Raw genomic sequence first — 26,041 nt, forward strand, 5'->3', positions numbered from 1 at the left:
TCCTCCTAAGGCACGATGGCGTAAGCTTGGCGCATCTCGGCAATCTGTTCCAGCGTCTGTGTGAAAAGCCGCCAGTCGTCGCTATCGGCGATCGGCGCCCAGATCGCCTCAACGTCTTCGATCAGCATGGTACGCGGCGTCTGGCGGGCGAAATAGTCATGATCTAGATTGAGGTCTGCAACAGGAGTGAAGTTTTCGAGCGCGTCCGCCACCGGGCGAAATGCCTCGGTTGCGTAGTGCTCATGCGCGGGGCTTTCGGCGGCACGTTTCGCGCTCGCTATGCCGCCATACCAATCAAAGAAGAACTGCTCGTAAGGGGCCTTGCTGCGACCAAGGAAGCCAAAGAGCGCAGTAACGAACGCAGTGTCGGCCTCGCCGCCCGTCGGCTTGAGCCCGAGCCGGCCAAGTATTGCATCGGACAGTGTCTTGCGAAACTCCGGCCAGACCGTGTTGAGCGCCGGCTCAAGCGCCTCGACGCTCGAGATTGGCACAAGGCACTCCGCCAGCCGCGTCAGGTTCCAGGCCAGCGTATCCGGCTGCCGACCGAAGGCATAAAGCCCCGTTTCATCGAAATAGGCGGCCGTGAAATCGGGGTCATAGTGCGGCAGGAAACGCCACGGCCCGTAATCGAAGCTCTCGCCGGTGATGTTGATGTTGTCGGTGTTGAGGACGCCATGAACGAAACCCGCCGCCGTCCATTGCGCACCGAGTTGCGCAACCCTCGCGGTGACCGCTCTCAAGAACGCGGCGGCTTTATCATCGCTGCCAGCAAGCTGTGGATAATAGGTCTCGATGCAGTAATCGAGGAGGCGCGCTATCGCCGCGTCGTCCTCGAGATAGGCAAGGCGCTGAAACGTACCAATGCGAATATGCGAATGGCTGAGCCGGGTGAGCACCGCAGATCGCGTCGGGGACGGCTCGTCGCCGCGCCATAGCTGCTCGCCAGTCTCGACGAGCGACAGACTTTTTGATGTGTAAACGCCAAGCGCCTCGAGCATTTCCGTCGCGAGAACTTCGCGCACGCCGCCCTTCAGCGTCAGCCGTCCATCGCCGCCCCGAGACCAGGGCGTTCGCCCGGAGCCTTTGGTGCCGAGATCGAGCAGGCGGTCGTCCTTTAGATCGTGGCATTGCGCAAAGAGGAACCCGCGCCCATCGCCAAGTTCGGGATTGTAGCTGCGAAACTGGTGGCCGTGATAACGCAGCGCCAGCGGCGCTTCGAGACTACCCTTTAGTGGCTCGAACCGCCCAAAATGCCGGAGCCAGTCTTCTTCGCTGAGGTGTTCGAGCCCGATGCGCCCGGCCCAGCGCTGATCACGGTGACGAAGGACGGTTTGCGGAAATTGCGCCGGCTGCACCGGATCGAAGAAGTCGGTGCCGAGACGCTCATGGTTGCGTGCTGGTCTGAATTCACCCATGCCGCTGCAACGCCTTTATGGCCACATCGATCCTGACTAGACCGCCGCGACCGCCTTGCGATTCTGCCAGCTGTTCCGGATGAACACGACAATGAAGATCGCCGTCAGCAGCAGCACAATCGTCGGAGCCGGTGCACTGTCGATCCAGAAGCTGGCATAGATCCCGGCAATCGTCGAGAAGACCGAGATAGCGGTCGCAAAGATCAGCATGTGCGACAGGCGCTTGGTCAACAGGAACGCGATGGCACCAGGCGCAACCATCAGCGAGATGACCAGAATGATGCCGACGGCCTTCAGCGCGCCGACGATGGTCAGCGAGAGGATCGCGAGAAGGCCATAATGCAGCAGGCGCACCGGCAGACCGATGGCGGAGGCCTGTTGCTGATCGAAAACATAAAGCATGAGGTCACGCCAGCGGAATACAATAACCAGCGTGACGACCGTCGCGATGACGGCGCTTTCGGCGATATCCGCCCAGCTGGCGCCAAGCATGTTGCCGAACAGGATGTGATCAAGGTGAAGATCAGTGGTGATCGCCGTATAAAGGACGACGCCGAGCCCGAACATGCCCGAGAACATGACACCCATCACGGTGTCTTCCTTGATGCGGCTATTCTCTCTGAGATATCCGGTGCCAATGGCGCATACCATGCCGGCAGCGAAGGCGCCGATGGCGATGGGGAGACCGACGACATAAGCAAGGACGACGCCGGGCAAGACGGCGTGAGAGATCGCATCGCCCATCAGCGACCAGCCCCGCAGCACCAGAAAGCAGCTGAGCAGCGCCGCCGGCATGGCAACGAGCACGCCGATGATGAAAGCGTTCTGCATGAAGCCGAACTGGAACGGCCAGGTAAGATAGAGCAGCGCCTCGTTCATCAGCGCACCCCCTCTCTGACGCGCCGACGTGAAGCCAGAAGGCCATGTTTCGGGGCAAAGAGGAAGGCTGTGAAGAACACCAGCATCTGCAAAAGGACGATAACGCCGCCGGTGGCGCCATCGAGAAAGAAGCTGAGATAGGCACCGATGCTGCTGGTGAACACGCCGACGGCAATGGCGATGAGAATGAGCGGACCGAAGCGATCGGTCAGCAGGTAGGCGGTGGCGCCAGGGGTCACCACCATCGCGATGACCAGAAATGCCCCGACAGTCTGCATGGCGGCAACCGTTGCGGCACTGAGCAGCGTGAAGAAGATCACCTTGAGCAGTTGTGGGCGCAGCCCTACCGAGCGCGCGTGGTTCTCATCGAAGAACACCACCATCAGGTCGCGCCAGATCACCAGCATTACGACAAAGCAGACGACGGCGATGATGACGAGTTGCGTGGTGTCAGCCGGCGTGATCGCCAGAATGTTGCCGAGAACAATGCTCTGCACGTCGACAGGTATCGGGGAGAGCGAGACCATGAACAGCCCCAGCCCGAAAAAGCCGGTGAAGATCAGCCCGATAATGGCATCCTCGCGCAGTTTGCTGCGCTGGGTGAGAAACAGCATGGCCGCTGCGGCCAAGCCTCCGGAGAAGAACGCGCCGAGCGAGAACGGCAGCCCGAGCATATAGGCGCCGGCGACGCCCGGCACGATCGAGTGGCTGAGCGCATCGCCGATCAGTGACCATCCCTTGAGCATCAGATAGGCCGACAGGAACGCGCAGATGCCGCCGACCATGGCGGATACCCAGATAGCGTTGACCATGTAGCCATATGCGAACGGCTCCAGCAGCAGGTCGATCATCGATCGTTCGTCTCCGGGGCGGGATCGACATGCGATTGATGCTGCATGCGGTCCTTTTCGCCGTACATCACCAAAGGCCGTTCATCATCGGTGATAACCGAAAGCGTACGTGGGTCGGCATCGTCGTGAAGGCCCTGCCCTCCGAGAACGAAATGCCGCAACACGCCACCAAATGCCTGTTCGAGATTGCTTCTGGTGAAGATCTCGGGGGTGGGGCCATAGGCGAGCACCGTGCCTTTGACGAGTATGGTGCGATCGCAGAACTCCGGGACCGAGCCGAGATTGTGCGTCGAAACGAGAATGACGCGTCCTTCGTCGCGCAGCGCCCTGAGGAGTGCAATGATCGCGTCCTCGGTCTTGACGTCGACGCCGGTGAACGGCTCGTCCAGGAGGATGATCTGGCCTTCCTGTGCCAGTGCCCGCGCAAGAAACACGCGCTTGCGCTGTCCGCCTGAGAGTTCGCCGATCTGACGCTTGGCGTATTCGAGCATGTTGACCCGCTCGAGGGCCGTGCGGACCATCTCGCGATCGCGCTGCTTCGGGCGGCGCAGGGGCCCCATGTGTCCGTAGCGCCCCATCATCACGACGTCCTCGACGAGGACCGGGAAATTCCAGTCGACCTCCTCGCTTTGCGGCACATAGGCCACGAGGTTGGCCTTGAGCGCGTCTCGCCCACGGCGGCCGAGGATCTCGACGCTGCCCTTCGCCAGTGGGACAAAGCCCATCAATGCCTTGAAGAGGGTCGATTTACCGGAGCCATTGACCCCGACGAGCGCGGCAATGCTGCCGCGCGGCACGACAAAGCTCGCATCGCGCATCGCCATCGTGCCATTGCGATAGGCGACGGTGACATCCGAGACGACAAGGCCAGAGCTTTCGCTCATCTTCATTCGCTAAGTCCCGCGACTATTGTTTCGATCGTAACGCGCAAAAGGTCGAGATAGGTTGGCACCGGGCCATCTTCGGTGGTCAGGGAGTCGACGTAAAGAACGCCGCCATACTCAGCGCCGGTTTCACGCGCGACCTGCTCTGCGGGACGCGAAGAGATCGTGCTTTCGGAAAAGATCGCGGGCACATCGTTCTCACGCACAAGGTCTATAACTTCACGAACCTGCTGCGGCGTTCCCTGCTGGTCGGCATTGATCGGCCAGAGATAGGCTTCGTTGAGCCCGAGATCACGCGCCAGATAAGAGAACGCCCCCTCACTGGTGACAAGCCAGCGGCGCTCTGGCGCGATCTCATCGATCGCAGCGCGCAATGGCGCGACGGTGTCATCGAGGCGCTCGGCATAGGCCGCAGCGTTGGCAGCGTAGGTCTCGGCGTTATCGGGGTCATAGGTGCTGAAGGCGTCGCGGATGTTCTCGATATAGATCAGCGCGTCGGATGGTGACATCCAGGCGTGCGGGTTGGGCCGCCCTTCGTAAGGCCCCGCGCCTATGCTCATCGGCTCCACACCTTCTGAGACGACGACGCTCGGAATGTCGCCAAGGTTGGACAGGAACTGCTCGAACCACAGTTCGAGGTTGAGGCCGTTATACAAAATGAGATCGGCATCCTGGGCGCCGATGAGATCGCCGGGTGTGGGCTGATAGTTATGAATCTCAGCGCCTGGCCGGGTGATCGAGACGACGTCGGCTTCGTTGCCGGCCACGTTGCGCGCCATGTCGGCAATGACGGTGAAGGTGGTAACGACCTTCAAGCGCTCCTGAGCCATTGCCGGCGTTGCGAGCATGAAGAGAACCAGCGCTGCAAGAAATTTGTGCATGAGAACGTGCCTCCGTCAGTCTGCAGAACCGGTCATACTGCAATTGCAAATCATTCGCAAGTTCGTTCGCTGTTAACCGCCGACACTGAAGCAACCCGCCGACCTTCAGCGCCGTTTCAACGCCCGAAGGCAAACACACACACCCATAGGCGAAACGAATGGCAAACAAGACACTCAACGATCTGTTCGAAGATACCCTGCGCGATATCTATTATGCCGAACGTCAGATTCTGAAGGCTCTGCCGAAAATGGCAAAGGCTGCGCAGTCGGACGAGCTTCGGGCAGGCTTTGAAAAGCACCGCACCGAGACCGAAGGGCATGTCGAGCGCCTCGAGCAGGTGTTCGAACTCATCGGCAAGCGCCCGCGTGGCAAGACCTGCGATGCCATCCTCGGAATTATCGAGGAAGGCAAGGAGATCATGGAAGAGTTCGACGGCACCGATGCTCTCGACGCCGGCCTGGTTTCCGCAGCGCAGGCTGTTGAGCACTACGAGATGGCCCGTTACGGCACCCTCAAGACCTGGGCTCAGCAGCTCGGCATGAACGACGCCGTCAAGCTCTTCGATGCAACGCTTTCCGAAGAGAAGGCCACTGACGAGACGCTGAGCAAGCTCGCAACGCAGCAGGCCAACAAGAAGGCCGCCTAATCGTTTGGAGGATTAAGGCGTAATGCCCGACCCTAACGACCCGCAAGATCTCGCAGAGTTTCAGCACGCCGTGCGTGATACGGCATATTTTCTGTGGGAGCAGGCCGGCCGCCCGGAGGGGCGGCCGGACGAGTTCTGGTTCCAGGCTTTGGAAATCCATCTTCGGTCCCGCGCCTATAGCCACTGGCTTAGAGAACAAAAGGTTGATCCTGAGCCGCGAGCGGAAGAACGCTCCAAAGAGCCCTATGGGGCTATCGAAGATGGGGCGCTCGACGATGATGAAGCCATGCGCATGGCAGAATCGATCGAGGAAGAGCGTGATGCCTAAAAACCGTACCATAGCAGACAGATCGCCGATATTCCCAGGTCTCTTAATCGCGACGCGCGCATACTAGCCCGTCTCGGTGCCCTGCGAGGTAGGCCCTATGCACGTTTCCGCGGACCCTTCGAGCTTCGTTCTCACCTACATCGTGCTTGATGCCAGCTGGACGCACGAGCGTCTGGCCAATCGCGTTGTCGGCCGCGTTCACGTGGTGCTCGAAGAAAATCGAAATGGTGAAAAGCAGGAGCATCGCCTGACGGTCCGCTCATGGACAGACCGACGCGACGAGATGAGCGAGGCGGATATCGAGTTGGCGCTCATCAATCGCGCAAGTGACATCGTCGCTCGCATAGTCCGGCGTCTCGAAAACTCTCAAGGGGTTGAGGCGGCGCCGGTTCCGCGGGACTTCAGCGAAGACTAACTCTCAAAAACCAATCGAGCGGAGAGCCTGGCGACGCGACATCTGGACCGCCGTTCCACCGGCGATGCGCCGTGCGTCATGAACCTTGCGCCTTTGCGCATTCACCGCCTCGATGTCGATGCTCGGCCCCGGACGGCGCTGTTCGCGGCGCCTTGTCCGCTCATCGAGAACGAACCCGATAACGGTGATGAGAACAATCGCGAGGATCGCCACCAATTGCCACAACATGTGCGTTCACCTGCCTGAAGACTTGCGTGAACGAACTCTTAACGCAGCTGGCCGCGCTGAAAAGTGTAACCCTTGGTTAAGTTTAATGGATAAAGTCTTAACTATCGCTCGTCTGGCAAATCGAGCGTCGCGCCGCGATTAAGAGCGACCAGCATATGGCGCACCTGTTCTTCTGCTGCCCGCGTCACCGCCTTGCGGTCAGCCTCGCGCTCGAGCGTCAACGGGGCGCCAAAGGCGACGGTGGCATCGCGAACGCCGCCTGTCAGAATCTCGCGAATATTCTGCCCGAGGGATTTTGACTTGATCCAGGCGATCAAGGAGCGGTCGGTACGCCCGACGGGAAGCCCTTGCAGGCGGGTATAGGCGATTGTCATCGGCTGGATCAGCACTTGTGCCGCCCCGGCTTCAAGCATTGCGTGTTGCGCTGCACCAACGAGGGCCGACCGGAACGGCAGCACGTGCGTCCCGATGTCTGAGCGCCCCTCGGCGAACAGCACCACGGCGTTGCCTTCGGCCATGTGCGCTCCCATTTCGCGGCTGGTGCGGCCGGCATCGCCGCGTCGTGTCCGGTTCACATAAATCGTTCGCTGCAGGGACGCGACGAACCCGACGAAAAACCAGGACTTGATTTCGGACTTGGCAACGAAGGTCACATCGGCGACCGAGCCGATCGCGACGATATCGGTCCAGGAAATGTGGTTGGACAGCAAGAGCGTTGCGCGGCCGGTGGCGGGTTGGCCAAGTACCGTGACGCGCAGGCCGAGGAACAAGCAGCCTAGGCGATGAAACATCCGCGGCAGGACGTTCCAGCCCGGCAGGCGCAGCTTCAAGATCAACGCCTGAAGCGGCATCGCGATCAGCATGAATGGCAGCAGTACGAAGACGAAGAACAAGGCCCTGAAGATCAATTCAGCGCTCCTCGTCCTTCTTCTTGCCCGGCAGCGGCACTGCGTAAAGTTCCAGCCGATGGTCGACCAGCGTGTAGCCAAGCTTGCGGGCAATAACCTCCTGAATCGCCTCGATTTCCTCGTTGCGAAACTCGATCACCTGACCAGAGCGGATATCGATGAGGTGATCGTGGTGCTCATCGGGAATCGGCTCGAAGCGGGCCCGCCCATCCTTGAAGTCATGCTTGGTGACCAGCCCCGCCTCCTCGAACAGGTTGACGGTGCGGTAGACTGTCGAAAGCGAGATGCGCGGATCAATGGCGGCAGCGCGCCGATACAGCTCTTCCACATCCGGGTGGTCGTCTGCACCTTCGATGACTTGCGCGATCACCCGACGCTGATCGGTCATGCGCATGCCTCGGGCAGCGCAGGCTTCTTCCAGCGTGGGTTCCTGAGAGCTGCTGGTCACGGCTCCCCCTACTGATACTCTTGGGCCCGGTTAGCCAAGTTCGCGGCTCATGACAAGCGCGGTGGCATGCCGTCCATCGGGGCGCTCATAGTATCCTCGCCGCTCGCCGACACGGTTGAAACCCGTCGTTCGATAGAGCGATACGGCCGCGGCATTGTCCTCCGCCACCTCGAGGAACAGCCGCGCAACCGGAGAGTAGCGCAAATCATCGATGCCCGCCACGAGCAGCGCCCGACCGATGCCCTTGCCGCGCCAGCGCCGCTCTACCGCTATGGTCAGAAGTTCCGCTTCATCCACCGCCACGCGCCAGATTGCGAAGCCGGCAATGCGGCGCCGGCTGTCACAGGCGACATAGGCGGGCGTGCGGTGCGGCTCGTTCAGCATCGCTTCGAACTCTTCAGGGCTCCAGCCTCGATAAAAGCCTGCCTGATGCAGCTGCGCCAGCTTATGCGCGTCCGCAGCAACTGCCGGCTCGATATGTAAGCCCGCAGGGGCAAGCCACAACCGGTCCATCGTCAACGCCTCGCGATGCGTTTGCCATCCTGCGGTTTGGCATCCGCTGAACGCACATAGACCGGCTCTGGGGGATAGTCTCGCGGCACCTGGGTGGCGGCCCATTCGGCGACAGCGGCGATGTCGCAAAACGGCGTTTCAAGCACCTTCATTCCGGCGGGCACGTGTGATGTGACGGCGTCGGCCGGACTCAGCACAGGGTGCTGCAATGGCACGCCCCTGTCTTCAAAGAGCTGCAGATAGGCTTCGCCGCGCCTTGCATCGACGCACACCGCCAAAGGGGCTGCCAGTTCGGCAGACAGGGAGATCGCGAGAAGGCTCGGCACGCCAATGACCGGTATCCGACGCGCCAAGCCGATGCCGCGCGCCGCCGACAGCCCTATTCGCAGGCCAGTGAACGAGCCAGGTCCGGTGGTTACGGCAAGGCGGTCGAGCATGGCATAGGAGGCATTGTTTCGGGCAAGGAGAGCCTCGATGCCCGGGAAAATGCGTTCGGCATGCCCGGTGCCGAGTTCATCGACAATCGTGTCGGGCTGCGCATCGGCGCGACGCAACGCGAGTTGCAGGCGAGGACCGGCGGTATCGATGGCGAGCAGCATAGCGCCGGTATCGTCCCTGTGCCCTGTTCTTGCAAGTCCTCAAACCTGCTTCGTGCGCTTGACGCACCAGAGCAACCCGGCGAGCTTCGTCGCCAATGCCGATTCGCCCGGGGGCACCCTCATGACCTGGCTGGCCGAGACCGCCATGCTGGCCTATGGCTGGCGCCGCTTTGCGCTGCTGCTGATAGCCGGGGCTGTCGCAGGTCTGTCGATCCCGCCGCTGTTTTTCCTGCCCGCCCTGTTCATTGCCATGCCGGTCTGGATCTGGGCGCTCGACGGCACCGCGCCGCAAGGCGGCTGGCGTCGCGTCTTCGGATCGGCGTTCGGCATCGGCTTTGCCTTCGGGTGGGGCTATTTCCTTGTTGCCTTTCACTGGCTGGGTGCGGCGTTTTTCGTCGATGGCGGAATCATGCTTGTGCTGATGGTGCCAGCAATACTGGCGCTCGCAGCGCTGATCGCACTGTTCTGGGGCCTCGCCAGCAGCCTTGCTCATGCGCTGTGGTCGCATAGCGGCTGGCGCATCTTGACGCTGGCGACGGCGCTAAGCGCGGCGGAATGGACCCGCGGGCACGTGCTGACGGGGTTTCCGTTCGATTTGCTCGGCTATGCGCTGACACCCACGGCCGAGATGATGCAGCTGTCTGCCGTCATCGGCGTCTACGGGCTGACGTTTCTTGCCGCGCTGCTGGCGATGACGCCGGCATTGATCTGGCCCGCTGATGAGCGCCCCCTGACGCAGAGGCTGACGCCATTCTTCGCGGCCATTGCGATTTTGGCGGCGCAGCTAGGCTATGGCTACAACCGGCTGCAGGGTGCAACAACGGCTCCGATCGAGGACATGCGGATGCGACTGGTGCAGCCGCTGGTCTACGAGCATTCCAACTGGAGCAGCGCCAACCCCGAGGCCCTGATCGAGCGGCTGATCACCCTGTCGCAGATGCAGGCCTCGCCGGAGGATCCGGGGCTTGCAGCAGTAACGCACCTCGTCTGGCCGGAATCGGCGCTGCCGTTTTATCTCGAACGCTATCCCGAAAGCCTGGCGCGGATCGGCCGCATGCTTGGCCCGGAGCAGATCCTTTTGACCGGCGCTCCGCGCATCTCCTATAGCGGGGCGCCCGACCAGCCTCCCTTCAATTCGGTTCTGGCGATCGACCAGAGCGGCGCTGCGGTTGCGAGCTACGACAAGGCACATCTGGTGCCGTTTGGCGAATTTCTGCCGTACCAGTCTTTTTTTGCCGAACTCGGTATCAAGCAGTTCGTACCGGGGGCCAATGGCTGGCAACCGGGAGATCCGCGTCAGCGGGTGATGGCCCTGCCCTTTGGTCCGACGCTGCTTGTTCTTATCTGCTATGAGATCCTGTTTTCCGGCGATCTCGGCGAGACCGAGGACGCCGAGTTGTTGTTCAACATTACCAATGACGCCTGGTTCGATGGGTCGATCGGGCCGGCGCAGCATGCGCACCATGCGCGGGTGCGGGCCGTTGAGGAAGGCATGAGCCTCGTGCGCGCGGCCAACTCGGGAATTACGTTCGCCACGGATCCTTTCGGGCGCATCACGGGACAATTGCCGGCGCGGCAGATGGACGTGCTCGATGTAACCCCCATGCAGCGGCTCGAGGCTACGCCGTTCACGCAAGTGCGGCACTGGCCGTTTCTGGCGGCGATGCTGGTTGGTGGTCTCGCCAGTGTTTACGCGGCGATCAGGCACGGCGTCCGCCCAAGGCGGCATCAGCGTCACTGATCAGACATATCAAGCTTTCTTTATATCTCTATTGACCAGCCCGCGCGGCAGTGCCAAAACGCCCCATCCGCTCGTTTCTAGAGCTTTTATGCCAGTTTCAGGGGACTACGCTTGGCCCGCTCCTCTTACCATTTCACCTCCGAATCCGTTTCCGAAGGACATCCGGACAAGGTTTGCGACCGGATTTCCGATGAAATCGTCGACATGGTGTTCCGCGAGGCCAAGAAGGCCGGCATGGACGCAGGCAAGGTGCGCGTGGCCTGCGAGACCCTTGCGACCACCAACCGCGTGGTGATCGCGGGCGAGGTGCGCGTGCCGGAGACTCTGCTGAAGAAGGGCAAGGATGGGCAGGTGCTCAAGGACAGCGCCGGCAACCCCGTCGTCAATCCAACCCGCTTCCGCTCTGCTGCGCGCAAGGCGATCCGCAGTATCGGCTACGAGCAGGACGGGTTTCACTGGAAAACCTGCCGCATCGACATGCTGCTGCATGGCCAGTCCGCTGATATTGCACAGGGCGTCGACGAGACCGGCAACAAGGATGTGGGTGCCGGCGACCAAGGCATCATGTTCGGCTATGCGGCGCGCGAGACCCCGGAGCTGCAGCCCGCGCCGATCTACTACGCGCATCGCATTCTCAAGGTCCTGGCCGATGCCCGCAAGGCCGGCGAAGGCTCGGCAGCTGTTCTCGGCCCTGATGCAAAAAGCCAGGTTACCGTCCGTTACGAAAACGGCATGCCTGTTGCCGTGACGCAGATCGTATTGTCGACGCAACATCTCGACGACCGGCTGACGTCGGCCGACATCCGCAAGATCGTCGAACCCTATATCCTCGAGGCGCTGCCCGAGGGGTGGGTGAGCGAGGAGACGGTGTGGCACGTCAATCCCACCGGCAAGTTCGTCGTCGGCGGGCCCGATGGCGATGCCGGCCTGACCGGGCGCAAGATCATCGTCGACACCTATGGCGGTGCTGCACCGCATGGTGGCGGGGCCTTCTCGGGCAAGGATCCGACCAAGGTCGACCGGTCGGCAGCCTATGCCGCGCGCTATCTGGCAAAGAACGTCGTTGCCGCCGGACTTGCCGATCGCGCCACGATTCAGCTGTCCTACGCCATCGGCGTTGCCGAGCCGCTATCGATCTATGTTGACCTTCATGGCACCGGCAAGGTCGAGGAAGACCGCCTCGAACGCGCCCTCAATAAGGTCATGGACCTGACGCCGCGCGGCATCCGTACGCATCTCGACCTCAACAAGCCGATCTATGCCAAGACCGCAGCCTACGGGCATTTCGGCCGCAAGGCGGGTCGCGACGGTTCGTTCAGTTGGGAGCGCACCGATCTGGTCAAGGAACTCAAGGCCGCCGTCAAGACAGCCTGAGCCACTGCGGGAGCGACATGACCAACGAGCTGCCGAAGACCCGCGACGGGGAGGCCAGGGCGTTTTTCGGGCGTCGTTCCGGCAAGGGCCTGCATCCAGGCCAGCGCGCGCTCTATGAGCGCATGCTGCCGGACTATGAAATCGAGCAGGCGGACACGCCCCTCGATCCCAGGACGTTGGTCCCGGACAGCGACAAATATGTGCTCGAGATCGGTTATGGCGGCGGCGAGCATCTGGCCCGGCTGGCAGGCGAGCAACCGCAGACCGGCTTTATCGGATGCGAGGTGTTTTCCGGCGGCATCGCCAAGATGCTGCAGCTGATCGACGAGACCGGGCTCTCAAACGTCAGGCTGTTCACGGACGACGCCATCAAGCTGCTGCCGCGCCTGCCTGAGGCAAGCCTCGATTGCGTATATCTGCTGTATCCCGACCCTTGGCCGAAGACCCGCCATCACAAGCGCCGGTTTGTCTCCCCATCGACCCTGCGCGAAGTGGTCCGCGTTATTCGACCGGGCGGCACCTTTCGCTTCGCAACCGATATCGAGGACTATGCGAACTGGACGCTGGCGCATGTGCTGCGAGAACCGGCGCTGCGGTTTAGTCCACGATCACCGGGAAACTGGCACGAGCCTTTTGCTGGCTGGAAGCCGACGCGCTACGAACAAAAGGCGCGGCGTGAAGGGCGCATGACCAGCTTCTATTTCAGCTTCAACAGGCTTTAGCGCCACTCGTTGAACGCACTGATTGCAGTTTCGGTCTGGATGTTGCGGGCGGGAGCACCATATCGGTGTCAAAGCTTCGGAGACTTCCCATGTCGGAACCGGATACACCCTCTTCACTCGCGGGCGAGACCCTATTGGCCGTCAAACCTTCGAAATGGACGCTGGTGATCGTTACCAGCCTTCGAGAGAATACCCTGAGATTTAACGAGTTGAGGCGAGGGATCGGCGGCATCTCGCAAAAGATCCTTGCGAGTACGTTGCGTGAACTGGAGCGTGACGGGTTTGTGCGCCGCACGGTGTTCGCGACCATTCCGCCGCGTGTCGAGTATCAACTAACCGCGCTCGGGCGTGATCTGTTGCGGATCGCCGAAGCCTGTGAGCAGTTCGTGCGCGAACATCGCGCAGACGTCGAGGCGGCACGTGAGCAATTCGACGCCCAGGCATCGAGCGCGCCGCATTCCCAAATCTGACCTCAACATTGGCACAATGTTAGCTGGAGCCGCCGCCGGAGGCGAACGGCTCCAGGAGGTTGTTAGAGCGTGACTTGCTGGAGCGTGTCGGGCTCGAAGAACAGCATGGTGGTGCTGCCGTCGTCCTGACGGACATATGCGCGAACCAGCGGTCCCCACTCCTCGACATTGGTTGCGTCAACGCCTGACTGCTGCAGGCGCACCAAGATCGAATAGGCAGCAAATTCACGGCTGTCGCTCGACCCTTCGCCAAACGGACGGCCGGTATCCGCAAAGGCAGGAGCGGCTGCCGTCAGCCCGACGGTTGCGACGAGAGCTGCAAGGATTGTCTTACGCATTTTCGTGTTCCTTTCGTTGTTGAACACACTGGAAATGCGCATGCTGCATCAGCTCGCCAAGCCGCAGATTTCAAGAAATTCGCACTTGAAATAGCCTTTGTCGAACCGACGGTTTTGTTTCGTAAAGTCAGTACTTTAAGGCTTACTTATGCACCTGGCGGCAACCTAGTTTCCAGCGCGACACCTAGGCAAATGCATGCGCCCGAGGCAGTGGCCGGGAACCGGATGCGGCTCCGTCGCGTCATCTTCGGAAAGGAGCTGCCATATGCCGACAAGCGTCGCGATCAAGTCGATCAAGCCCGTCACCCACAACGTCAATCATTACCGGGTTGAAAAGCCGAAAGGCTTCACGTTTTCGCCGGGCCAGGCCACTGAGCTTTCCATCGACAAAGATGGCTGGCGCGATGAGACGCGACCCTTCACCTTTACCTCACTCAACAAGTGGGACGAGCTCGAGTTCACCATCAAGTCCTATGACGACCACCACGGCGTCACGCACATGCTTGGTGGGCTCAATGCAGGCGATAGGGTGCTGCTGCGCGATGCCTGGGGCACCATCAAGTACAAAGGCGCGGGCACTTTCATCGCCGGTGGTGCAGGCGTCACCCCGTTCATCGCCATCTTACGCGATCTTGCAGACAAGGGCGGGCTGGCGGGCAACCGCCTCATCGCCTCGCATGCCAGTGAACGCGACATTATCCTGCGCGATGAGTTCGAAGGCATGGCGGGGCTTGAAACCATCTGGACAGTTACCGACGATTCAAAGTCCTCGCTGCTGCAGGAACGGATCGACGCCGATTTTCTCAAGCGGCATATCGACGATTTCGGCCAGAACTTTTACATTTGCGGGCCTGATGCCATGGTCTCGGAACTCCGCGATATCCTCGGCGACCTCGGCGCGAAGGTCGATTCCATAACCTACGAGGAATGAGCTAAAGGCTCATCCAGTGCGCGAGCGCGCCCTGAACCGCAGCGGGTTGTTCGAGCGGCACGAGGTGACCAGCACCCGGCACCCGCGTCAGCTTCGCGCCGGGCACCGTGTTTGCGATCTCCACTGCGGCCTCGACCCCCGTAATCTGATCGGTTTCACCGACGATCACGGCTGTCGGGCATCCGATGCCGGCAAGCATGGGACGGGAATCAGGACGCGCGATGATTGCTTTTTGCTGGACAACATAGGTCTCGGCGCCGGTCGCTGCAGCCATGTCGAGATGAATGGCGCGCAACCGTTCATTGCCGACATTATCCGAGTGAACGACAAGGGGAAACGCTGCCTTTGCGACTGAAGCGAATTTCCCGGATTCCGTCAAAGCGATCTGGCGCTCCCGGTTTTCTGTCTGTTCAGGCGTGTCGGGGCGGGCGGATGTTGCAAGACAGCACAGCCGCTCTATCCGATGCGGTGCCTGGCGAAAGATTTCGAAGGCGATATAGCCGCCCATGGAAAATCCCAGCAGGGCAAATCGTTCAGGGGCTTCCGCGAGAATGCCGCGAGCAATTTCGGTAACGGTGCCCCCTCGCCTGTGATTGGCAATGGTGACGGACCCGAAGGGCCAAAGGGCCGGCAGCACTTCAACAAAGGCACGCTCGGTGCAATTCAGGCCAGGCACGAGGACGATCGGCGTGAGGGGCATCAGCAACCTTTCAAGATCAAAGCGTGATGAGCGAGCCCGTGGAGATGGCTTGCAGGGCGCTTCAAACACGGCTATAAGAGTGACCAATATCTCTGGCTGAATTGCAGAGTGGGGCTTCAACCGGCCCCACTCTTTTTTATTACCCGAAGGGATTTGTCGACGCCAATGGCTTTCGACCTCACCGAAAAACGCTACATCAAGGAGACCGGGCTCGAGGCGCGCATCGCCGCGATCGTCGAGCCGGTGGCAAACGATCTCGGCTATTCGCTCGTGCGCGTGAAGATGACCCAGGAAAACGGGCTTACGCTGCAGATCATGGCCGAAGACGGGAACGCACGATTCACCATCGCCGATTGTGAGACCCTCTCCAAGGAGCTGTCGCCGGTCCTTGACGCGGAAGATCCGATCGATCGCGAATATCACCTCGAAGTCTCGTCGCCCGGCATCGACCGTCCGCTGGTACGGCGGCGCGATTTTGAGAGCTATATCGGATACGAAGCGCGCATCGAGCTTGCCGACCCGATCGATGGCCGCAAGCGCTATCGTGGCGAGATTGCTGGTGTCGACGAGACCAGCTTCACCATCCGGCTGCCCGACGCCCCTGCCGATTCCGAGCCCGATCATCGCCTGCCGTTTGTGCAGCTCGGCGAGGCCAAGCTGATCATGACCGATGCCTTGATGGACAAGGCGCGGCAGGACCAGGAACTACATCCCATCGACGACGAGGATACCGAAATCGTCGAGTACCAAGACGACACTTCCGAGGAGTTGAACTGATGGCCGTCAGTGCGAACAGGCTGGAACTGCTGCAGATCGCGGATGCCGTTGCCCGCGAAAAGTCGATCGACCGCATGATCGTGATCGAGGCAATGCAGGACGCCATCGAAAAGGCCGCCAAAGCACGCTATGGCGCAGAGACCGAGGTCAAGGCCGAGATCAACCCGCGCTCTGGCGAATTGCGGATGTGGCGTCTGCTCGAGATCGTTGCGGATGTTGAAGAGCCAAGCCGGCAAGTGACCCTGGATTTCGCCAAGGCGAAGAGCCCGAATGCCAAGCTCGGGGACTTCCTGACCGAGCCGCTGCCGCCGATCGAATTCGGCCGCATAGCCGCACAGTCGGCCAAGCAGGTGATCGTCCAGAAGGTGCGCGATGCCGAGCGCGACCGGATGTATGACGAATATTCCGGCCGTATCGGTGAAGTCGTCAACGGCACCGTAAAGCGCGTCGAATACGGCAATGTGATTGTCGACCTTGGCCGCGGTGAAGGCATCATTCGGCGTGATGAGCTGATTCCGCGTGAACTCTATCGCTACGGCGACCGCGTGCGGGCCTATATTTACGATGTGCGTCGCGAACAGCGCGGACCGCAGATCTTTCTCAGCCGTACGCACCCGCAGTTCATGGCCAAGCTGTTCATGCAGGAAGTGCCGGAAATCTACGACGGCATCATCACCATCCGCTCGATCGCGCGCGATCCGGGCAGCCGCGCCAAGATTGCGGTCACCAGCTCTGATTCCTCGATCGATCCGGTCGGTGCCTGTGTCGGTATGCGCGGCAGCCGTGTTCAGGCCGTGGTTGGCGAGTTGCAGGGCGAAAAAATCGACATCATCCCCTGGACCGACAGCATTGCAGACCTTGTCGTCTCGGCGCTTCAGCCGGCGGATGTGGCAAAGGTCGTTCTCGACGAGCAGGCCGAGCGCATTGAAGTTGTGGTGCCCGACGAGCAGTTGTCGCTTGCCATCGGCCGGCGCGGCCAGAACGTGCGCCTCGCCAGCCAGCTGATCGGCTGGGATATCGACATTCTTACCGAGCAGGAAGAGTCCGAACGGCGCAATAAGGAGTTCACCGAACGCTCCGGCCTGTTCATGGAAGCCCTTGACGTCGACGAGATGGTTGCCCAACTACTGGCATCGGAAGGGTTCTCGACGGTCGAGGAACTGGCCTATGTCGATCTGGTGGAAATCGCCTCGATCGAAGGGTTTGACGAAGAGACCGCTTCTGAGATCCAGAACCGTGCTTCCGAGTATCTTGCCGAGATCGAACGCGGGCAGGACGAGGAACGCGTCAAGCTTGGTGTATCCGAAGAGCTTTATGATATTGCTGGCCTCAATGCCGCGATGCTCGTGGCGCTTGGTCAGGAGGACATCAAGACGGTCGAGGATTTCGCCGGCTGCGCAGCAGACGACCTTGTTGGCTGGACCGAACGCAAGGACGGCGAAGTGAAGCGGTTCGACGGTACGTTCAAGGACTTCCCGGTGTCGCGCGAAGAGGCCGAGGATATGATCATGCAGGCGCGTCTCAAGGCGGGCTGGATCACCGAGGACGAACTGGCTGACGCTTCCGGTGAAGACGAGAGCGAAGCGAGCGAGGAGGAGGCGGTCTGATCCTGAGGGGTCACGGAGGACCGCAAGATGGCCAAAAGCCCTTCTTCCACCGAACGGATGTGCGCGCTCACCCGCGCGCACAAACCGATTTCGGAGCTCATACGGTTTGTCCTCAGCCCTGACGGGGTGCTGGTTCCGGACACGGAAGCCAAGGCCGAAGGGCGCGGTGTGTGGATCAGTCTTGATGCCGCATCGGTAACGGAGGCGGCGCGCAAGAATGTATTTGCGCGCAGCCTCAAGACCGCAGTCACCGTTCCTGACGGGCTGGCGGAGCTGACCGCAGAAAGATTGCAGCAACGATTTGCTGCATCGCTTTCGATGGCGCGAAAGGCCGGCCAGTTGGTGACCGGCTCGACAAAGGTGAGGGTGGCGATCGAAAGCGGCGATATTCTCGCCCTAGTGACCGCCACCGACGCGGCGCCCGACGGGCGCAACAAGATGATGTCGGCGGTGCGAGCCCTGCAATACGCCGCCAAAGAGGATGGAGACGCCGATTTTTCGGTGCCTCATCTGGAATTACTCAGTTCGGACCAATTGGGTTTGGCACTCGGACTGGAAAATGTGATACATGCTGCGCTCACGACAGGGGCTGCAGCCCAAGCCGCGCTTGAAAAAGGCCAGAGACTGGCCCATTACGGCGCGAGAACCGAGGAAAGCGACCACCGCCGCACCACGCGGAGCGGTGTCGCTTTGCCGCACGAGACGAGATAGAGACGCGATATACATGGCTGATAACGACGACAAGCGCACAGACGACACCTCCAGCGGCGGCGGAAAGAAGACGCTGACCCTGAAGGGTGGCCCTGGCCTGGGCAACCGGTCGGGTATGTCGCGTTCCTCGCGCACGGTGGTGGTTGAAAAACGCACCCGCCGCGTCGCGACGCCTCCAGGCGGCGGCAACCAGCGCCCACAAGGCGGCGGCCCCCCTTCCGGGCGCCCGCAGTCGCGCCAGAACCAGGGTCAGCCGCGCAGCGGTGCCGGGCTTTCGGCCACAGAGGCCGAGGCACGCCGCATAGCGCTGCGCGAGGCAGCCGCCCGCCAGGCCGACGACCAGGAACGCTTCAAGGCAGATGAGCAGCGCCGCATCGAGGAAGATGCGCGCCGCCGTCAGGTGCGTGAAGAATCCGCGCGCCAGGAAGAAGAAAAGCGCCAGCAGGCGGAAGCCGAGGCGCGCGCCAGCGAAGAGGCTGCCAACGCACCGGCCAGCGAGCCGGAGCCCGAAGCGTCACCCGCTGCAGCTGCTGCTGCTCCGCAAAAGCGCGAGGCCGGCCCGAAGTCGGTGCGCTATGTTTCGGGTCGCCCTGGTCAGCCGGCACGACCTGCCCGCAAGGATGCACGTCCCTCAACGCCCGAGGGCCGCAGTGGCACCAGCGAGCGTCCGCAGCGTGGCGAGCGTGCAGCGCCCTCCGACCGGCGCAGTGCCGGCGCGGGCATGTCCCCGATTGCCAATGTGCCGCCCCCGCCCCCGAGCGAGGCGGATGGCCGTCGTACGCGTTCGGCGCCGCCTGCCAACAAGGCTTCGGTGAGCGACGCAGAGATGGAGAACGCCCGCCGTGTTTCACGCGGCGCAGACCGTCCTTCGCGCCGCACCGGTGCCGATAGCGGCAAGCGTGGTCGGTTGACGGTGACCAATGCGGGTGTCGAGGGCGATCGTGATCGCGGTCCCTCGCTCGCGGCCATGCGCCGCCGCCGCGACAAGAAGATGGGTCGCTCGAACCAGCAGGCGCAGCCCAAGCTGAGCCGTGAGGTGACTGTTCCGGACGCGATTACCGTTCAGGAACTCGCCAACCGCATGGCCGAGCGTGCCGTTGATGTCATCAAGATCCTGATGACGCAGGGCCAGATGGCCACCATCAACGATGTCATCGATGCCGATACGGCTGAACTGATTGCCATTGAACTCGGCCACACCGTCAAGCGTGTTTCCGAATCGGATGTTGAAGAGGGCCTGTTCGACGTGCCCTCCGAAGATAATCCGGCCGACCTGCGCCCACGCGCACCGGTGGTGACGATCATGGGTCACGTCGACCACGGCAAGACCTCGCTGCTCGATGCGATCCGTCAGGCCAATGTGGTTTCGGGCGAAGCCGGCGGTATCACGCAGCACATCGGCGCTTATCAGGTTGAGCAGAATGATCAGCAGGTAACCTTCCTCGACACCCCCGGCCACGAGGCGTTCACCGCCATGCGTGCCCGTGGTGCGCAGGCAACGGATATCGCTGTTCTGGTCGTTGCTGCAGACGATGGCGTGATGCCGCAGACCATCGAGTCCATTCGGCACGCGAAGGCGGCCGAAGTACCGATTATCGTCGCGATCAACAAGATCGATAAGCCGGAGTCGGATGCCCAGCGCGTGCGCACGGAATTGCTTCAGCATGAAGTGTTCGTGGAATCCATGGGCGGTGATGTTCTTGACGTTGAGGTTTCCGCGCATACCCGCCAGGGCCTCGACAAGTTGCTCGAGACCATTCTGCTTCAGGCCGAGTTCCTCGAACTCAAGGCGGTCCCGGAAGGGCGTGCCGAGGGTTTGGTGATCGAAGCCAAGCTTGACCGCGGCCGCGGTGCCGTGGCGACTGTGCTGGTTCAGCGCGGCACGCTGCGTGTTGGCGACATTCTGGTGGCCGGCACAGAGTTTGCCCGAGTTCGTGCTCTGATCAACGACAAGGGCGAACAGGTCAAGGAAGCGGGCCCCTCGACTCCGGTGGAAGTGCTCGGCTTTAACGGCGTGCCGTCAGCTGGCGATCGCTTCTCGGTGGTCGAGAACGATGCCCGCGCTCGTGAGGTCACCGAGTATCGTCAGCGCGCCATCCGTGAGAAGACGGCAGGCGGCGGTGCGACCAGCCTCGAGCAGATGATGACCCAGCTCAAGGCCTCCGGAATCGCCAAGTTCCCGCTGGTGATCAAGGGCGACGTGCAGGGTTCGGTGGAAGCCATCGTCGCCTCGCTCGACAAGCTCGGCACCGACGAAGTGTCGGCGCAGATCATCCTGTCTGGCGTTGGCGGCATCACCGAGTCGGATGTGACCCTCGCCTCCGCGTCGAATGCGATCATCATCGGCTTCAACGTGCGTGCCAACAAGCAGGCACAAGAGCTGGCGAGCCGCGACGGCATCGAAATTCGCTACTACAACATCATCTACGATCTCGTCGACGATGTGAAACAGGCGATGTCGGGTCTGCTCAAGCCGGAGCGCCGCGAGACCTTCATCGGCTACGCCGAAATTCTCGAAGTTTTCAATATCACCAGGGTCGGCAAGGTCGCGGGTTGCCGCGTCACCGAGGGCATGGTGGAGCGTGGTGCGGGCGTGCGCCTGCTGCGTGATGACGTGGTTATTCACGAAGGCAAGCTGTCGACGCTCAAGCGCTTCAAGGACGAGGTCAAGGACGTCCAGGTCGGCCAGGAATGCGGCATGGCGTTCGAGCGGTACGAAGATATTCGTCCGGGCGACGTTATCGAGTGCTTCCGCGTCGAGACCGTCCAGCGCAGCCTCTAGGCCGCCAGACGCAAGAAACAGTATCGAAAGGGCGCCACTGGCGCCCTTTTTTGTGTCCAGGGAGAGCTAAACAGGCGTTCGACACGTAGCAATCAGGCTACGGGAGATCAGCATGCAGCTTGTCGTCGTACTTGGTGATCAACTTACACTCGGCACCGGTCCGCTCGAAGCGCTCGAGCGAGAGGACACAGTCATCCTCATGGCCGAAGTCGGGACAGAGACCACCTATGCCTGGCACCACAAGCAGAAGTTGGTGCTTGTCCTGTCGGCAATGCGTCACTTCGCCGAAGACCTGCGCGCCGAAGGCTGGCATGTCGATTACGTTCAATTCACCGATGACGGTAACAGCCATAGCCTTGATGGAGAGGTTCAACGGGCAGTTGAGCGCCATAAGCCTGAGAGGATCCACGTCATCGAGGCTGCCGAGTGGCGGGTGCAGCAGATGCTGCTCGGATGGGAGGGGCTCACTGGCGTGCCCGTCTCCATCTACGAGGATCAGCGTTTCATCTGCAGCCACGCAACGTTCAACGGCTGGGCCGAGAACCGCAAACAGTGGACGATGGAATTCTTCTATCGCGAGATGCGCAAGCAGACGGGACTCCTGCTCGATGCCGGTGGAGAGCCTGTCGGTGGAAGATGGAATTTTGATACGGAGAACCGCAAGCCGGCGCAGAAAGACCTGTTCACACCCAAGAGCCGCCGCTTCGAGCCAGACGACACGACCAAGGCGGTGATGGAACTCGTGGCTGACCGGTTCGGAGGCAATCCCGGCAGCCTTGAGCAATTCGGCTATGCCGTCACCCGCGAGGACGCCGAGGCCGCTCGCGACAGCTTCATCGACGAGTTGCTGCCACGCTTTGGCGATTATCAGGATGCGATGCTTACGGGCGAGCCGACGCTCTACCATTCAGTGCTGTCGGCTTACATCAATATTGGCCTGCTCGATCCGCTCGACGTCTGCAAGCGTGCAGAGGCAGCGTACGAGGCAGGCGATGTGCCGCTCAACTGCGCCGAAGGGTTCATTCGGCAGATCCTCGGCTGGCGAGAGTATGTGCGTGGCGTTTATTGGCAGCAGATGCCGGACTATCGTGATCGCAATGCGCTCGAAGCGAACGGCACCCTGCCCTGGTTCTACTGGGATGGCAGGACCGACATGCACTGCATGGCCGAGGCGCTTGGACAGACGCTCAATGACGCCTACGCGCATCACATTCAGCGCCTGATGATCACAGGCAATTTCGCGCTGATAGCCGGGATCGAGCCGCAGCAGGTGCACGAATGGTATCTGGCGATCTATATCGACGCGTTCGAGTGGGTGGAACTGCCGAACACGCTGGGCATGAGCCAGTTCGGTGATGGCGGCCTACTTGGCTCGAAACCCTATGCCGCCAGCGCCAACTACATCAACAAGATGAGCGATTACTGCTCGGGCTGCCGCTATGCCCGCGGCAAACGGCATGGCGACGACGCCTGCCCGTTCAACTTCTTGTACTGGGATTTTCTGGCAAGGCACCGCAACGCGTTCTCGAAGAACACTCGGATGAAGCGCACCTATATGGTGTGGGACAGGTTCGACGAGGCCGAACAGAAGGCAATCCGGTCGACTGCCGCGCACTATCTCGACGCTCTCGAAAAAGAGGCGCGCCGGAACTACGCTACACATAAAGAGGCGGCGCAGGACTGACCCCGCAGCCGCCAAAAAATCACGACACTTACTGGCGCACGATGACGCGGGTGCCGCTTGGCACGCGTGAATGCAGATCGATGATGTCCTGATTCATCAACCGTATGCAGCCCGAGGACACATTGGTGCCGATGGTGTAGGGCTCGGTCGTGCCATGGATGCGGAACAGCGTATCGCGGCCATTGCGATAGAGATAAAGCGCACGTGCACCAAGCGGGTTGGTGATGCCGCCAGGCAGACCATCGGCATAGGGACGGTAGCGCTCTGGCTCACGACGGATCATGTTCTGCGTCGGCGTCCAGCGCGGCCATACAGCCTTTCGGCCAATCGTCGCCGTACCTCGGAACTGCAGCGCTTCCTCACGGCCGACGCCGACCCCATAACGCATTGCGCGGCCGCCTGCCTGGACGAGGTAGAGGAACCGCGAGGGGGTATCGACCACAATGGTTCCGGGTGCTTCAGAGCCCGCATAATCGACTTCCTGGCGCCAGAAGCGCGGATCGACGCGGCGAAGGTCGACGGCAGGAATGCGATTACCGTTGTCGACTACGCTGCCGTAGATGCTCTGGTAATAAGGATCGACCCGCAGCTCCGGGGCGGCGCGGCGGCCGGCGCTGGAACACGCAGCCAGCGCAACAGGCAGGCCGAGCATGAATAGACGACGATTAATCACGGAATGTCCCCGGAAAGATTCTGTATTGGCAAAGGCCTAAGGTGCCCTCGCCTCAGTGTCGAGTGCAGCAGCGCAACTCACGCCGGCAATGTTCGTTCCTCGCGCCAAGTTGATCATGGCGCCATTGTGGCGAAAGCGCCACGGCTTGGCTCACGAACAGAAAAAACAGCCCGGACCAAATGGCCCGAGCTGCAAATTTTTCCGATGAAGGATCAGCTTATTCGGCGACTTCTTCGCGCAGCTTTTCCTTACCGGTATCCTGATCGATCACCTTCATCGACAGGCGCACCTTGCCGCGCTCATCGAAGCCGAGAAGCTTGACCCAGACCTTGTCGCCTTCCTTGACGACATCGGTGGTCTTGCCAACACGCTGATCGGCGAGCTGGGAGATGTGGACCAGACCGTCCTTGGCGCCGAAGAAGTTCACGAAGGCGCCGAAATCAGCGGTCTTGACGACCGTGCCCTGATAGATCTCGCCAACTTCCGGCTCATCGGTGATCGACTTGATCCACTTGACGGCTGCATCGATCTGAGTGCCATCGCTCGAGGCGATCTTGATGGTGCCGTCGTCCTCGATATTGATCTTTGCGCCGGTCTTTTCGACGATCTCGCGGATCACCTTGCCGCCGGTGCCGATCACGTCACGAATCTTGTCCGTCGGGATCTTCATGGTCTCGATGCGTGGGGCAAATTCACCAACTTCGCCGCGCGAAGCCGAGATTGCCTTGTTCATCTCGCCGAGGATGTGCAGGCGACCGTCCTTGGCCTGGCCCAGCGCCACCTTCATGATCTCTTCGGTGATACCGGCGATCTTGATGTCCATCTGCAGCGATGTGACGCCGCTTTCGGTACCAGCAACCTTGAAATCCATATCGCCGAGGTGGTCTTCGTCGCCGAGAATGTCGGACAGAACCGCATACTTCTCGCCTTCAAGGATCAGACCCATGGCGATACCGGCCACCGGACGCAGGATCGGGACACCGGCATCCATGAGCGCCAGAGAAGTGCCGCAAACGGTCGCCATCGAGGAAGAGCCGTTCGACTCGGTGATCTCGGAGACGATACGGATGGTGTAGGGGAAATCCTCGACCTTCGGGCGCAGAGGATTGACGGCGCGCCATGCAAGCTTGCCGTGGCCGATCTCGCGGCGGCCCGGCGAGCCCATGCGACCGGCTTCACCGACCGAATAGGGCGGGAAGTTGTAGTGCAGCATGAAGTTCTGCTTGAAGGTGCCCTCGAGGGAATCGACGAACTGCTCGTCTTCGCCGGTGCCGAGTGTGGCGACAACGAGCGCCTGGGTCTCGCCGCGGGTGAACAGGGCGGAACCGTGGGTACGCGGCAAGACGCCGACCTCGGCCACGATCGGACGCACGGTGACGAGATCACGTCCGTCGATGCGCGACTTGGTATCGAGGATGTTCCAGCGCACGATCTTGGCCTGGAGCGACTTGAACACCGCAGCGACTTGTTCGGCGGTCAGTTCTTCCGATTCGATGCGGGCAGCGTAATGCTCCTTCACCTTCGTCTTGGCGGCATCGACCGCAGCGTAGCGGTCTTCCTTCTTGGTGATCTTGTAGGCTTCGCGCAGATCAGCCTCGATCATCGAGAGCATGTCGGCCTCGAGCGCCGAGCTGTCTTCCGCCTCGAACTCGCGCGGCTCTTTCGCGGCAAGCTCGGCAAGCTTGATGATCGCGTCGATAACCTTGCGGGACTGCTCGTGGCCGTACATGACAGCGCCGAGCATGACCTCTTCGGACAGTTCCTGAGCTTCCGACTCGACCATCAGCACAGCGTCTTCAGTGCCGGCCATGACGAGATCGAGCTTGGAATCGGCGCGGCGGTCGACCGGCAGGTTCAGCACATACTCGCCATCGACGTAACCGACGCGAGCGGCGCCGATCGGGCCCATGAACGGCACGCCCGAAATCGTGAGCGCGGCTGATGCCGCGACCATGCCGAGCACGTCCGGGTTGTTTTCCATATCGTGCTGCAGAACGGTGACGACGACCTGCGTCTCGTTCTTGTAGCCATCCGGAAACAGCGGGCGGATCGGGCGGTCGATGAGACGGGAGACCAGCGTCTCGTTTTCTGTCGGACGGCCTTCACGCTTGAAGTAGCCGCCGGGGATCTTGCCGGCCGCGAAGGTCTTTTCCTGATAGTTTACGGTCAGGGGGAAGAAATCCTGGCCGGGCTTGGCAGATTTGGCCGAAACCACGGTCGCGAGAACGATCGTCTCGCCGAGGGTTGCCAGTACGGCACCGTCGGCCTGACGCGCAATCTTGCCGGTCTCGAGGGTCAGCGGCTGGCCGCCCCAGTTCATTTCTACCTTGTGGTGATCAAACATCCATTCGTCTTTCCATCTGCTGGCGACGCGGCAGCGGGTTTATTTCCCGCGCTCTCGCCAGTGTGCCGGCCCGCACGCACCCCATGTGCTGCGGCCCCGGCACCGTTTCGGTCCGGCGACCGGAACATGAGCAAGACGACAAGACGCTCTCAGAAGAATTAAACCTGATACCGAGTTCTCGGTCACAGGGC

General features: G+C 61.3%; 27 protein-coding genes. 13 read left to right on the forward strand and 14 right to left on the reverse strand.

Going from position 1 to position 26,041, the window contains the following annotated elements:
• Positions 1–5 precede the first annotated feature (5 nt).
• Genes IE127_RS07440 through IE127_RS07460 form a run of 5 tightly spaced genes read right to left on the reverse strand, consistent with a single transcriptional unit; the run spans position 6 to position 4,910 of the window.
• Positions 6–1,415: a protein adenylyltransferase SelO gene (locus IE127_RS07440; RefSeq protein ID WP_189424879.1), complete on the reverse strand. Its 1,410-nt coding sequence runs from the start codon at positions 1,413–1,415 to the stop codon at positions 6–8.
• Positions 1,416–1,451: 36 nt separating this feature from the next.
• Entirely contained in the window at positions 1,452–2,294 is an 843-nt protein-coding gene (locus IE127_RS07445) for a metal ABC transporter permease (RefSeq protein WP_189424881.1), read from the reverse strand.
• A complete protein-coding gene (locus IE127_RS07450; protein WP_189424882.1) occupies positions 2,294–3,145 on the reverse strand; it encodes a metal ABC transporter permease in 852 nt (283 codons plus the stop codon). Before IE127_RS07450 ends, IE127_RS07445 begins: the two co-directional genes overlap by 1 nt.
• Positions 3,142–4,035 (reverse strand): manganese/iron ABC transporter ATP-binding protein, encoded by an 894-nt coding sequence (locus tag IE127_RS07455; protein WP_280516641.1) that lies wholly within the window; start codon positions 4,033–4,035, stop codon positions 3,142–3,144. Before IE127_RS07455 ends, IE127_RS07450 begins: the two co-directional genes overlap by 4 nt.
• Positions 4,032–4,910 carry a metal ABC transporter substrate-binding protein gene (locus IE127_RS07460; protein ID WP_189424886.1) on the reverse strand — a complete coding sequence of 293 codons (879 nt, stop codon included), beginning with the start codon at positions 4,908–4,910 and terminating at the stop codon, positions 4,032–4,034. The genes IE127_RS07455 and IE127_RS07460 overlap by 4 nt, the downstream gene beginning before the upstream one ends.
• Before the next feature lie 158 nt (positions 4,911–5,068).
• On the opposite strand from IE127_RS07460, the gene IE127_RS07465 reads away from it, so the two are divergent.
• The 3 genes from IE127_RS07465 (at position 5,069) to IE127_RS07475 (ending at position 6,300) form a co-directional block, all read left to right on the forward strand.
• Positions 5,069–5,557: a YciE/YciF ferroxidase family protein gene (locus IE127_RS07465; RefSeq protein WP_189424888.1), complete on the forward strand. Its 489-nt coding sequence runs from the start codon at positions 5,069–5,071 to the stop codon at positions 5,555–5,557.
• A gap of 22 nt (positions 5,558–5,579) precedes the next feature.
• A complete protein-coding gene (locus tag IE127_RS07470; protein ID WP_189424890.1) occupies positions 5,580–5,885 on the forward strand; it encodes a DUF2934 domain-containing protein in 306 nt (101 codons plus the stop codon).
• 97 nt (positions 5,886–5,982) lie between these two features.
• A complete protein-coding gene (locus tag IE127_RS07475; protein ID WP_189424892.1) occupies positions 5,983–6,300 on the forward strand; it encodes a hypothetical protein in 318 nt (105 codons plus the stop codon).
• A 3-nt stretch (positions 6,301–6,303) separates the two neighbouring features.
• Here the strand turns inward: IE127_RS07475 and IE127_RS07480 are convergent, their stop codons facing one another.
• The 5 genes from IE127_RS07480 to tsaB form a co-directional block, all read right to left on the reverse strand.
• Positions 6,304–6,528 carry a hypothetical protein gene (locus IE127_RS07480; RefSeq protein ID WP_189424893.1) on the reverse strand — a complete coding sequence of 75 codons (225 nt, stop codon included), beginning with the start codon at positions 6,526–6,528 and terminating at the stop codon, positions 6,304–6,306.
• A gap of 101 nt (positions 6,529–6,629) precedes the next feature.
• Positions 6,630–7,436 (reverse strand): lysophospholipid acyltransferase family protein, encoded by an 807-nt coding sequence (locus IE127_RS07485; protein ID WP_189424895.1) that lies wholly within the window; start codon positions 7,434–7,436, stop codon positions 6,630–6,632.
• Position 7,437: 1 nt separating this feature from the next.
• On the reverse strand, positions 7,438–7,830 hold the full coding sequence (locus IE127_RS07490; protein ID WP_189426045.1) for a Fur family transcriptional regulator: 393 nt from the start codon (positions 7,828–7,830) through the stop codon (positions 7,438–7,440).
• 84 nt (positions 7,831–7,914) lie between these two features.
• Positions 7,915–8,397: a ribosomal protein S18-alanine N-acetyltransferase gene (gene rimI / locus IE127_RS07495; RefSeq protein WP_189424897.1), complete on the reverse strand. Its 483-nt coding sequence runs from the start codon at positions 8,395–8,397 to the stop codon at positions 7,915–7,917.
• Between the two features lie 2 nt (positions 8,398–8,399).
• Positions 8,400–8,996 (reverse strand): tRNA (adenosine(37)-N6)-threonylcarbamoyltransferase complex dimerization subunit type 1 TsaB, encoded by a 597-nt coding sequence (gene tsaB / locus IE127_RS07500; RefSeq protein ID WP_189424899.1) that lies wholly within the window; start codon positions 8,994–8,996, stop codon positions 8,400–8,402.
• A 121-nt stretch (positions 8,997–9,117) separates the two neighbouring features.
• Between tsaB and lnt the strand changes: the two genes are divergently transcribed.
• From lnt to IE127_RS07520, 4 genes are all read left to right on the forward strand, one after another.
• The gene (lnt, locus tag IE127_RS07505) at positions 9,118–10,737 is read left to right on the forward strand and encodes an apolipoprotein N-acyltransferase (protein WP_189424901.1); all 1,620 of its coding nucleotides are present in this window, start codon (positions 9,118–9,120) and stop codon (positions 10,735–10,737) included.
• 111 nt (positions 10,738–10,848) lie between these two features.
• A complete protein-coding gene (gene metK, locus IE127_RS07510) occupies positions 10,849–12,111 on the forward strand; it encodes a methionine adenosyltransferase (protein ID WP_189424902.1) in 1,263 nt (420 codons plus the stop codon).
• A 17-nt stretch (positions 12,112–12,128) separates the two neighbouring features.
• On the forward strand, positions 12,129–12,833 hold the full coding sequence (gene trmB / locus IE127_RS07515; protein ID WP_189424904.1) for a tRNA (guanosine(46)-N7)-methyltransferase TrmB: 705 nt from the start codon (positions 12,129–12,131) through the stop codon (positions 12,831–12,833).
• 89 nt (positions 12,834–12,922) lie between these two features.
• A complete protein-coding gene (locus IE127_RS07520; protein WP_189424906.1) occupies positions 12,923–13,303 on the forward strand; it encodes a winged helix-turn-helix transcriptional regulator in 381 nt (126 codons plus the stop codon).
• A gap of 62 nt (positions 13,304–13,365) precedes the next feature.
• Here IE127_RS07520 and IE127_RS07525 read toward each other — a convergent pair whose 3' ends face one another.
• A complete protein-coding gene (locus tag IE127_RS07525; protein WP_189424908.1) occupies positions 13,366–13,641 on the reverse strand; it encodes a hypothetical protein in 276 nt (91 codons plus the stop codon).
• A 265-nt stretch (positions 13,642–13,906) separates the two neighbouring features.
• On the opposite strand from IE127_RS07525, the gene IE127_RS07530 reads away from it, so the two are divergent.
• Positions 13,907–14,572, forward strand: coding sequence for a ferredoxin reductase domain-containing protein (locus IE127_RS07530; RefSeq protein ID WP_189424910.1), 666 nt, complete (start codon positions 13,907–13,909; stop codon positions 14,570–14,572).
• A gap of 1 nt (position 14,573) precedes the next feature.
• Here the strand turns inward: IE127_RS07530 and IE127_RS07535 are convergent, their stop codons facing one another.
• Positions 14,574–15,272, reverse strand: coding sequence for an alpha/beta fold hydrolase (locus IE127_RS07535; protein ID WP_189424912.1), 699 nt, complete (start codon positions 15,270–15,272; stop codon positions 14,574–14,576).
• 165 nt (positions 15,273–15,437) lie between these two features.
• Between IE127_RS07535 and rimP the strand changes: the two genes are divergently transcribed.
• From rimP to IE127_RS07560, 5 genes are all read left to right on the forward strand, one after another.
• Entirely contained in the window at positions 15,438–16,049 is a 612-nt protein-coding gene (rimP, locus tag IE127_RS07540) for a ribosome maturation factor RimP (protein WP_189424913.1), read from the forward strand.
• Complete coding sequence (gene nusA / locus IE127_RS07545) at positions 16,049–17,656, forward strand: transcription termination factor NusA (RefSeq protein ID WP_189424914.1); 1,608 nt, start codon at positions 16,049–16,051, stop codon at positions 17,654–17,656. Before rimP ends, nusA begins: the two co-directional genes overlap by 1 nt.
• A gap of 27 nt (positions 17,657–17,683) precedes the next feature.
• Positions 17,684–18,367 (forward strand): RNA-binding protein, encoded by a 684-nt coding sequence (locus IE127_RS07550; RefSeq protein WP_189424915.1) that lies wholly within the window; start codon positions 17,684–17,686, stop codon positions 18,365–18,367.
• A gap of 13 nt (positions 18,368–18,380) precedes the next feature.
• Complete coding sequence (gene infB / locus IE127_RS07555) at positions 18,381–21,149, forward strand: translation initiation factor IF-2 (RefSeq protein ID WP_189424916.1); 2,769 nt, start codon at positions 18,381–18,383, stop codon at positions 21,147–21,149.
• Positions 21,150–21,261: 112 nt separating this feature from the next.
• Complete coding sequence (locus IE127_RS07560; protein WP_189424917.1) at positions 21,262–22,833, forward strand: cryptochrome/photolyase family protein; 1,572 nt, start codon at positions 21,262–21,264, stop codon at positions 22,831–22,833.
• Between the two features lie 28 nt (positions 22,834–22,861).
• Here IE127_RS07560 and IE127_RS07565 read toward each other — a convergent pair whose 3' ends face one another.
• Both IE127_RS07565 and pnp read right to left on the reverse strand, forming a co-directional pair.
• Positions 22,862–23,506 carry a L,D-transpeptidase gene (locus IE127_RS07565; protein ID WP_373297301.1) on the reverse strand — a complete coding sequence of 215 codons (645 nt, stop codon included), beginning with the start codon at positions 23,504–23,506 and terminating at the stop codon, positions 22,862–22,864.
• 217 nt (positions 23,507–23,723) lie between these two features.
• Entirely contained in the window at positions 23,724–25,850 is a 2,127-nt protein-coding gene (gene pnp, locus IE127_RS07570; RefSeq protein ID WP_189424918.1) for a polyribonucleotide nucleotidyltransferase, read from the reverse strand.
• Between the last annotated feature and the right edge of the window lie 191 nt (positions 25,851–26,041).

This window comes from Devosia pacifica, assembly GCF_014652635.1.
Taxonomy (GTDB): Bacteria; Pseudomonadota; Alphaproteobacteria; order Rhizobiales; family Devosiaceae; genus Devosia; species Devosia pacifica.

Coding starts and splice junctions, on each gene's coding strand:
- tsaB (WP_189424899.1), bottom strand. CDS start 8,996: ATGCTGCTCGCCATCGATACCGCCGGTCCTCGCCTGCAACTCGCGTTG.
- IE127_RS07490 (WP_189426045.1), bottom strand. CDS start 7,830: ATGCGCATGACCGATCAGCGTCGGGTGATCGCGCAAGTCATCGAAGGT.
- nusA (WP_189424914.1), top strand. CDS start 16,049: ATGGCCGTCAGTGCGAACAGGCTGGAACTGCTGCAGATCGCGGATGCC.
- IE127_RS07560 (WP_189424917.1), top strand. CDS start 21,262: ATGCAGCTTGTCGTCGTACTTGGTGATCAACTTACACTCGGCACCGGT.
- IE127_RS07465 (WP_189424888.1), top strand. CDS start 5,069: ATGGCAAACAAGACACTCAACGATCTGTTCGAAGATACCCTGCGCGAT.
- rimI (WP_189424897.1), bottom strand. CDS start 8,397: ATGGACCGGTTGTGGCTTGCCCCTGCGGGCTTACATATCGAGCCGGCA.
- IE127_RS07535 (WP_189424912.1), bottom strand. CDS start 15,272: ATGCCCCTCACGCCGATCGTCCTCGTGCCTGGCCTGAATTGCACCGAG.
- IE127_RS07440 (WP_189424879.1), bottom strand. CDS start 1,415: ATGGGTGAATTCAGACCAGCACGCAACCATGAGCGTCTCGGCACCGAC.
- IE127_RS07480 (WP_189424893.1), bottom strand. CDS start 6,528: ATGTTGTGGCAATTGGTGGCGATCCTCGCGATTGTTCTCATCACCGTT.
- IE127_RS07550 (WP_189424915.1), top strand. CDS start 17,684: ATGGCCAAAAGCCCTTCTTCCACCGAACGGATGTGCGCGCTCACCCGC.
- IE127_RS07475 (WP_189424892.1), top strand. CDS start 5,983: ATGCACGTTTCCGCGGACCCTTCGAGCTTCGTTCTCACCTACATCGTG.
- IE127_RS07525 (WP_189424908.1), bottom strand. CDS start 13,641: ATGCGTAAGACAATCCTTGCAGCTCTCGTCGCAACCGTCGGGCTGACG.
- IE127_RS07530 (WP_189424910.1), top strand. CDS start 13,907: ATGCCGACAAGCGTCGCGATCAAGTCGATCAAGCCCGTCACCCACAAC.
- IE127_RS07445 (WP_189424881.1), bottom strand. CDS start 2,294: ATGAACGAGGCGCTGCTCTATCTTACCTGGCCGTTCCAGTTCGGCTTC.
- trmB (WP_189424904.1), top strand. CDS start 12,129: ATGACCAACGAGCTGCCGAAGACCCGCGACGGGGAGGCCAGGGCGTTT.
- IE127_RS07460 (WP_189424886.1), bottom strand. CDS start 4,910: ATGCACAAATTTCTTGCAGCGCTGGTTCTCTTCATGCTCGCAACGCCG.
- IE127_RS07450 (WP_189424882.1), bottom strand. CDS start 3,145: ATGATCGACCTGCTGCTGGAGCCGTTCGCATATGGCTACATGGTCAAC.
- lnt (WP_189424901.1), top strand. CDS start 9,118: ATGACCTGGCTGGCCGAGACCGCCATGCTGGCCTATGGCTGGCGCCGC.
- IE127_RS07520 (WP_189424906.1), top strand. CDS start 12,923: ATGTCGGAACCGGATACACCCTCTTCACTCGCGGGCGAGACCCTATTG.
- rimP (WP_189424913.1), top strand. CDS start 15,438: ATGGCTTTCGACCTCACCGAAAAACGCTACATCAAGGAGACCGGGCTC.
- pnp (WP_189424918.1), bottom strand. CDS start 25,850: ATGTTTGATCACCACAAGGTAGAAATGAACTGGGGCGGCCAGCCGCTG.
- IE127_RS07470 (WP_189424890.1), top strand. CDS start 5,580: ATGCCCGACCCTAACGACCCGCAAGATCTCGCAGAGTTTCAGCACGCC.
- infB (WP_189424916.1), top strand. CDS start 18,381: ATGGCTGATAACGACGACAAGCGCACAGACGACACCTCCAGCGGCGGC.
- IE127_RS07455 (WP_280516641.1), bottom strand. CDS start 4,035: ATGAAGATGAGCGAAAGCTCTGGCCTTGTCGTCTCGGATGTCACCGTC.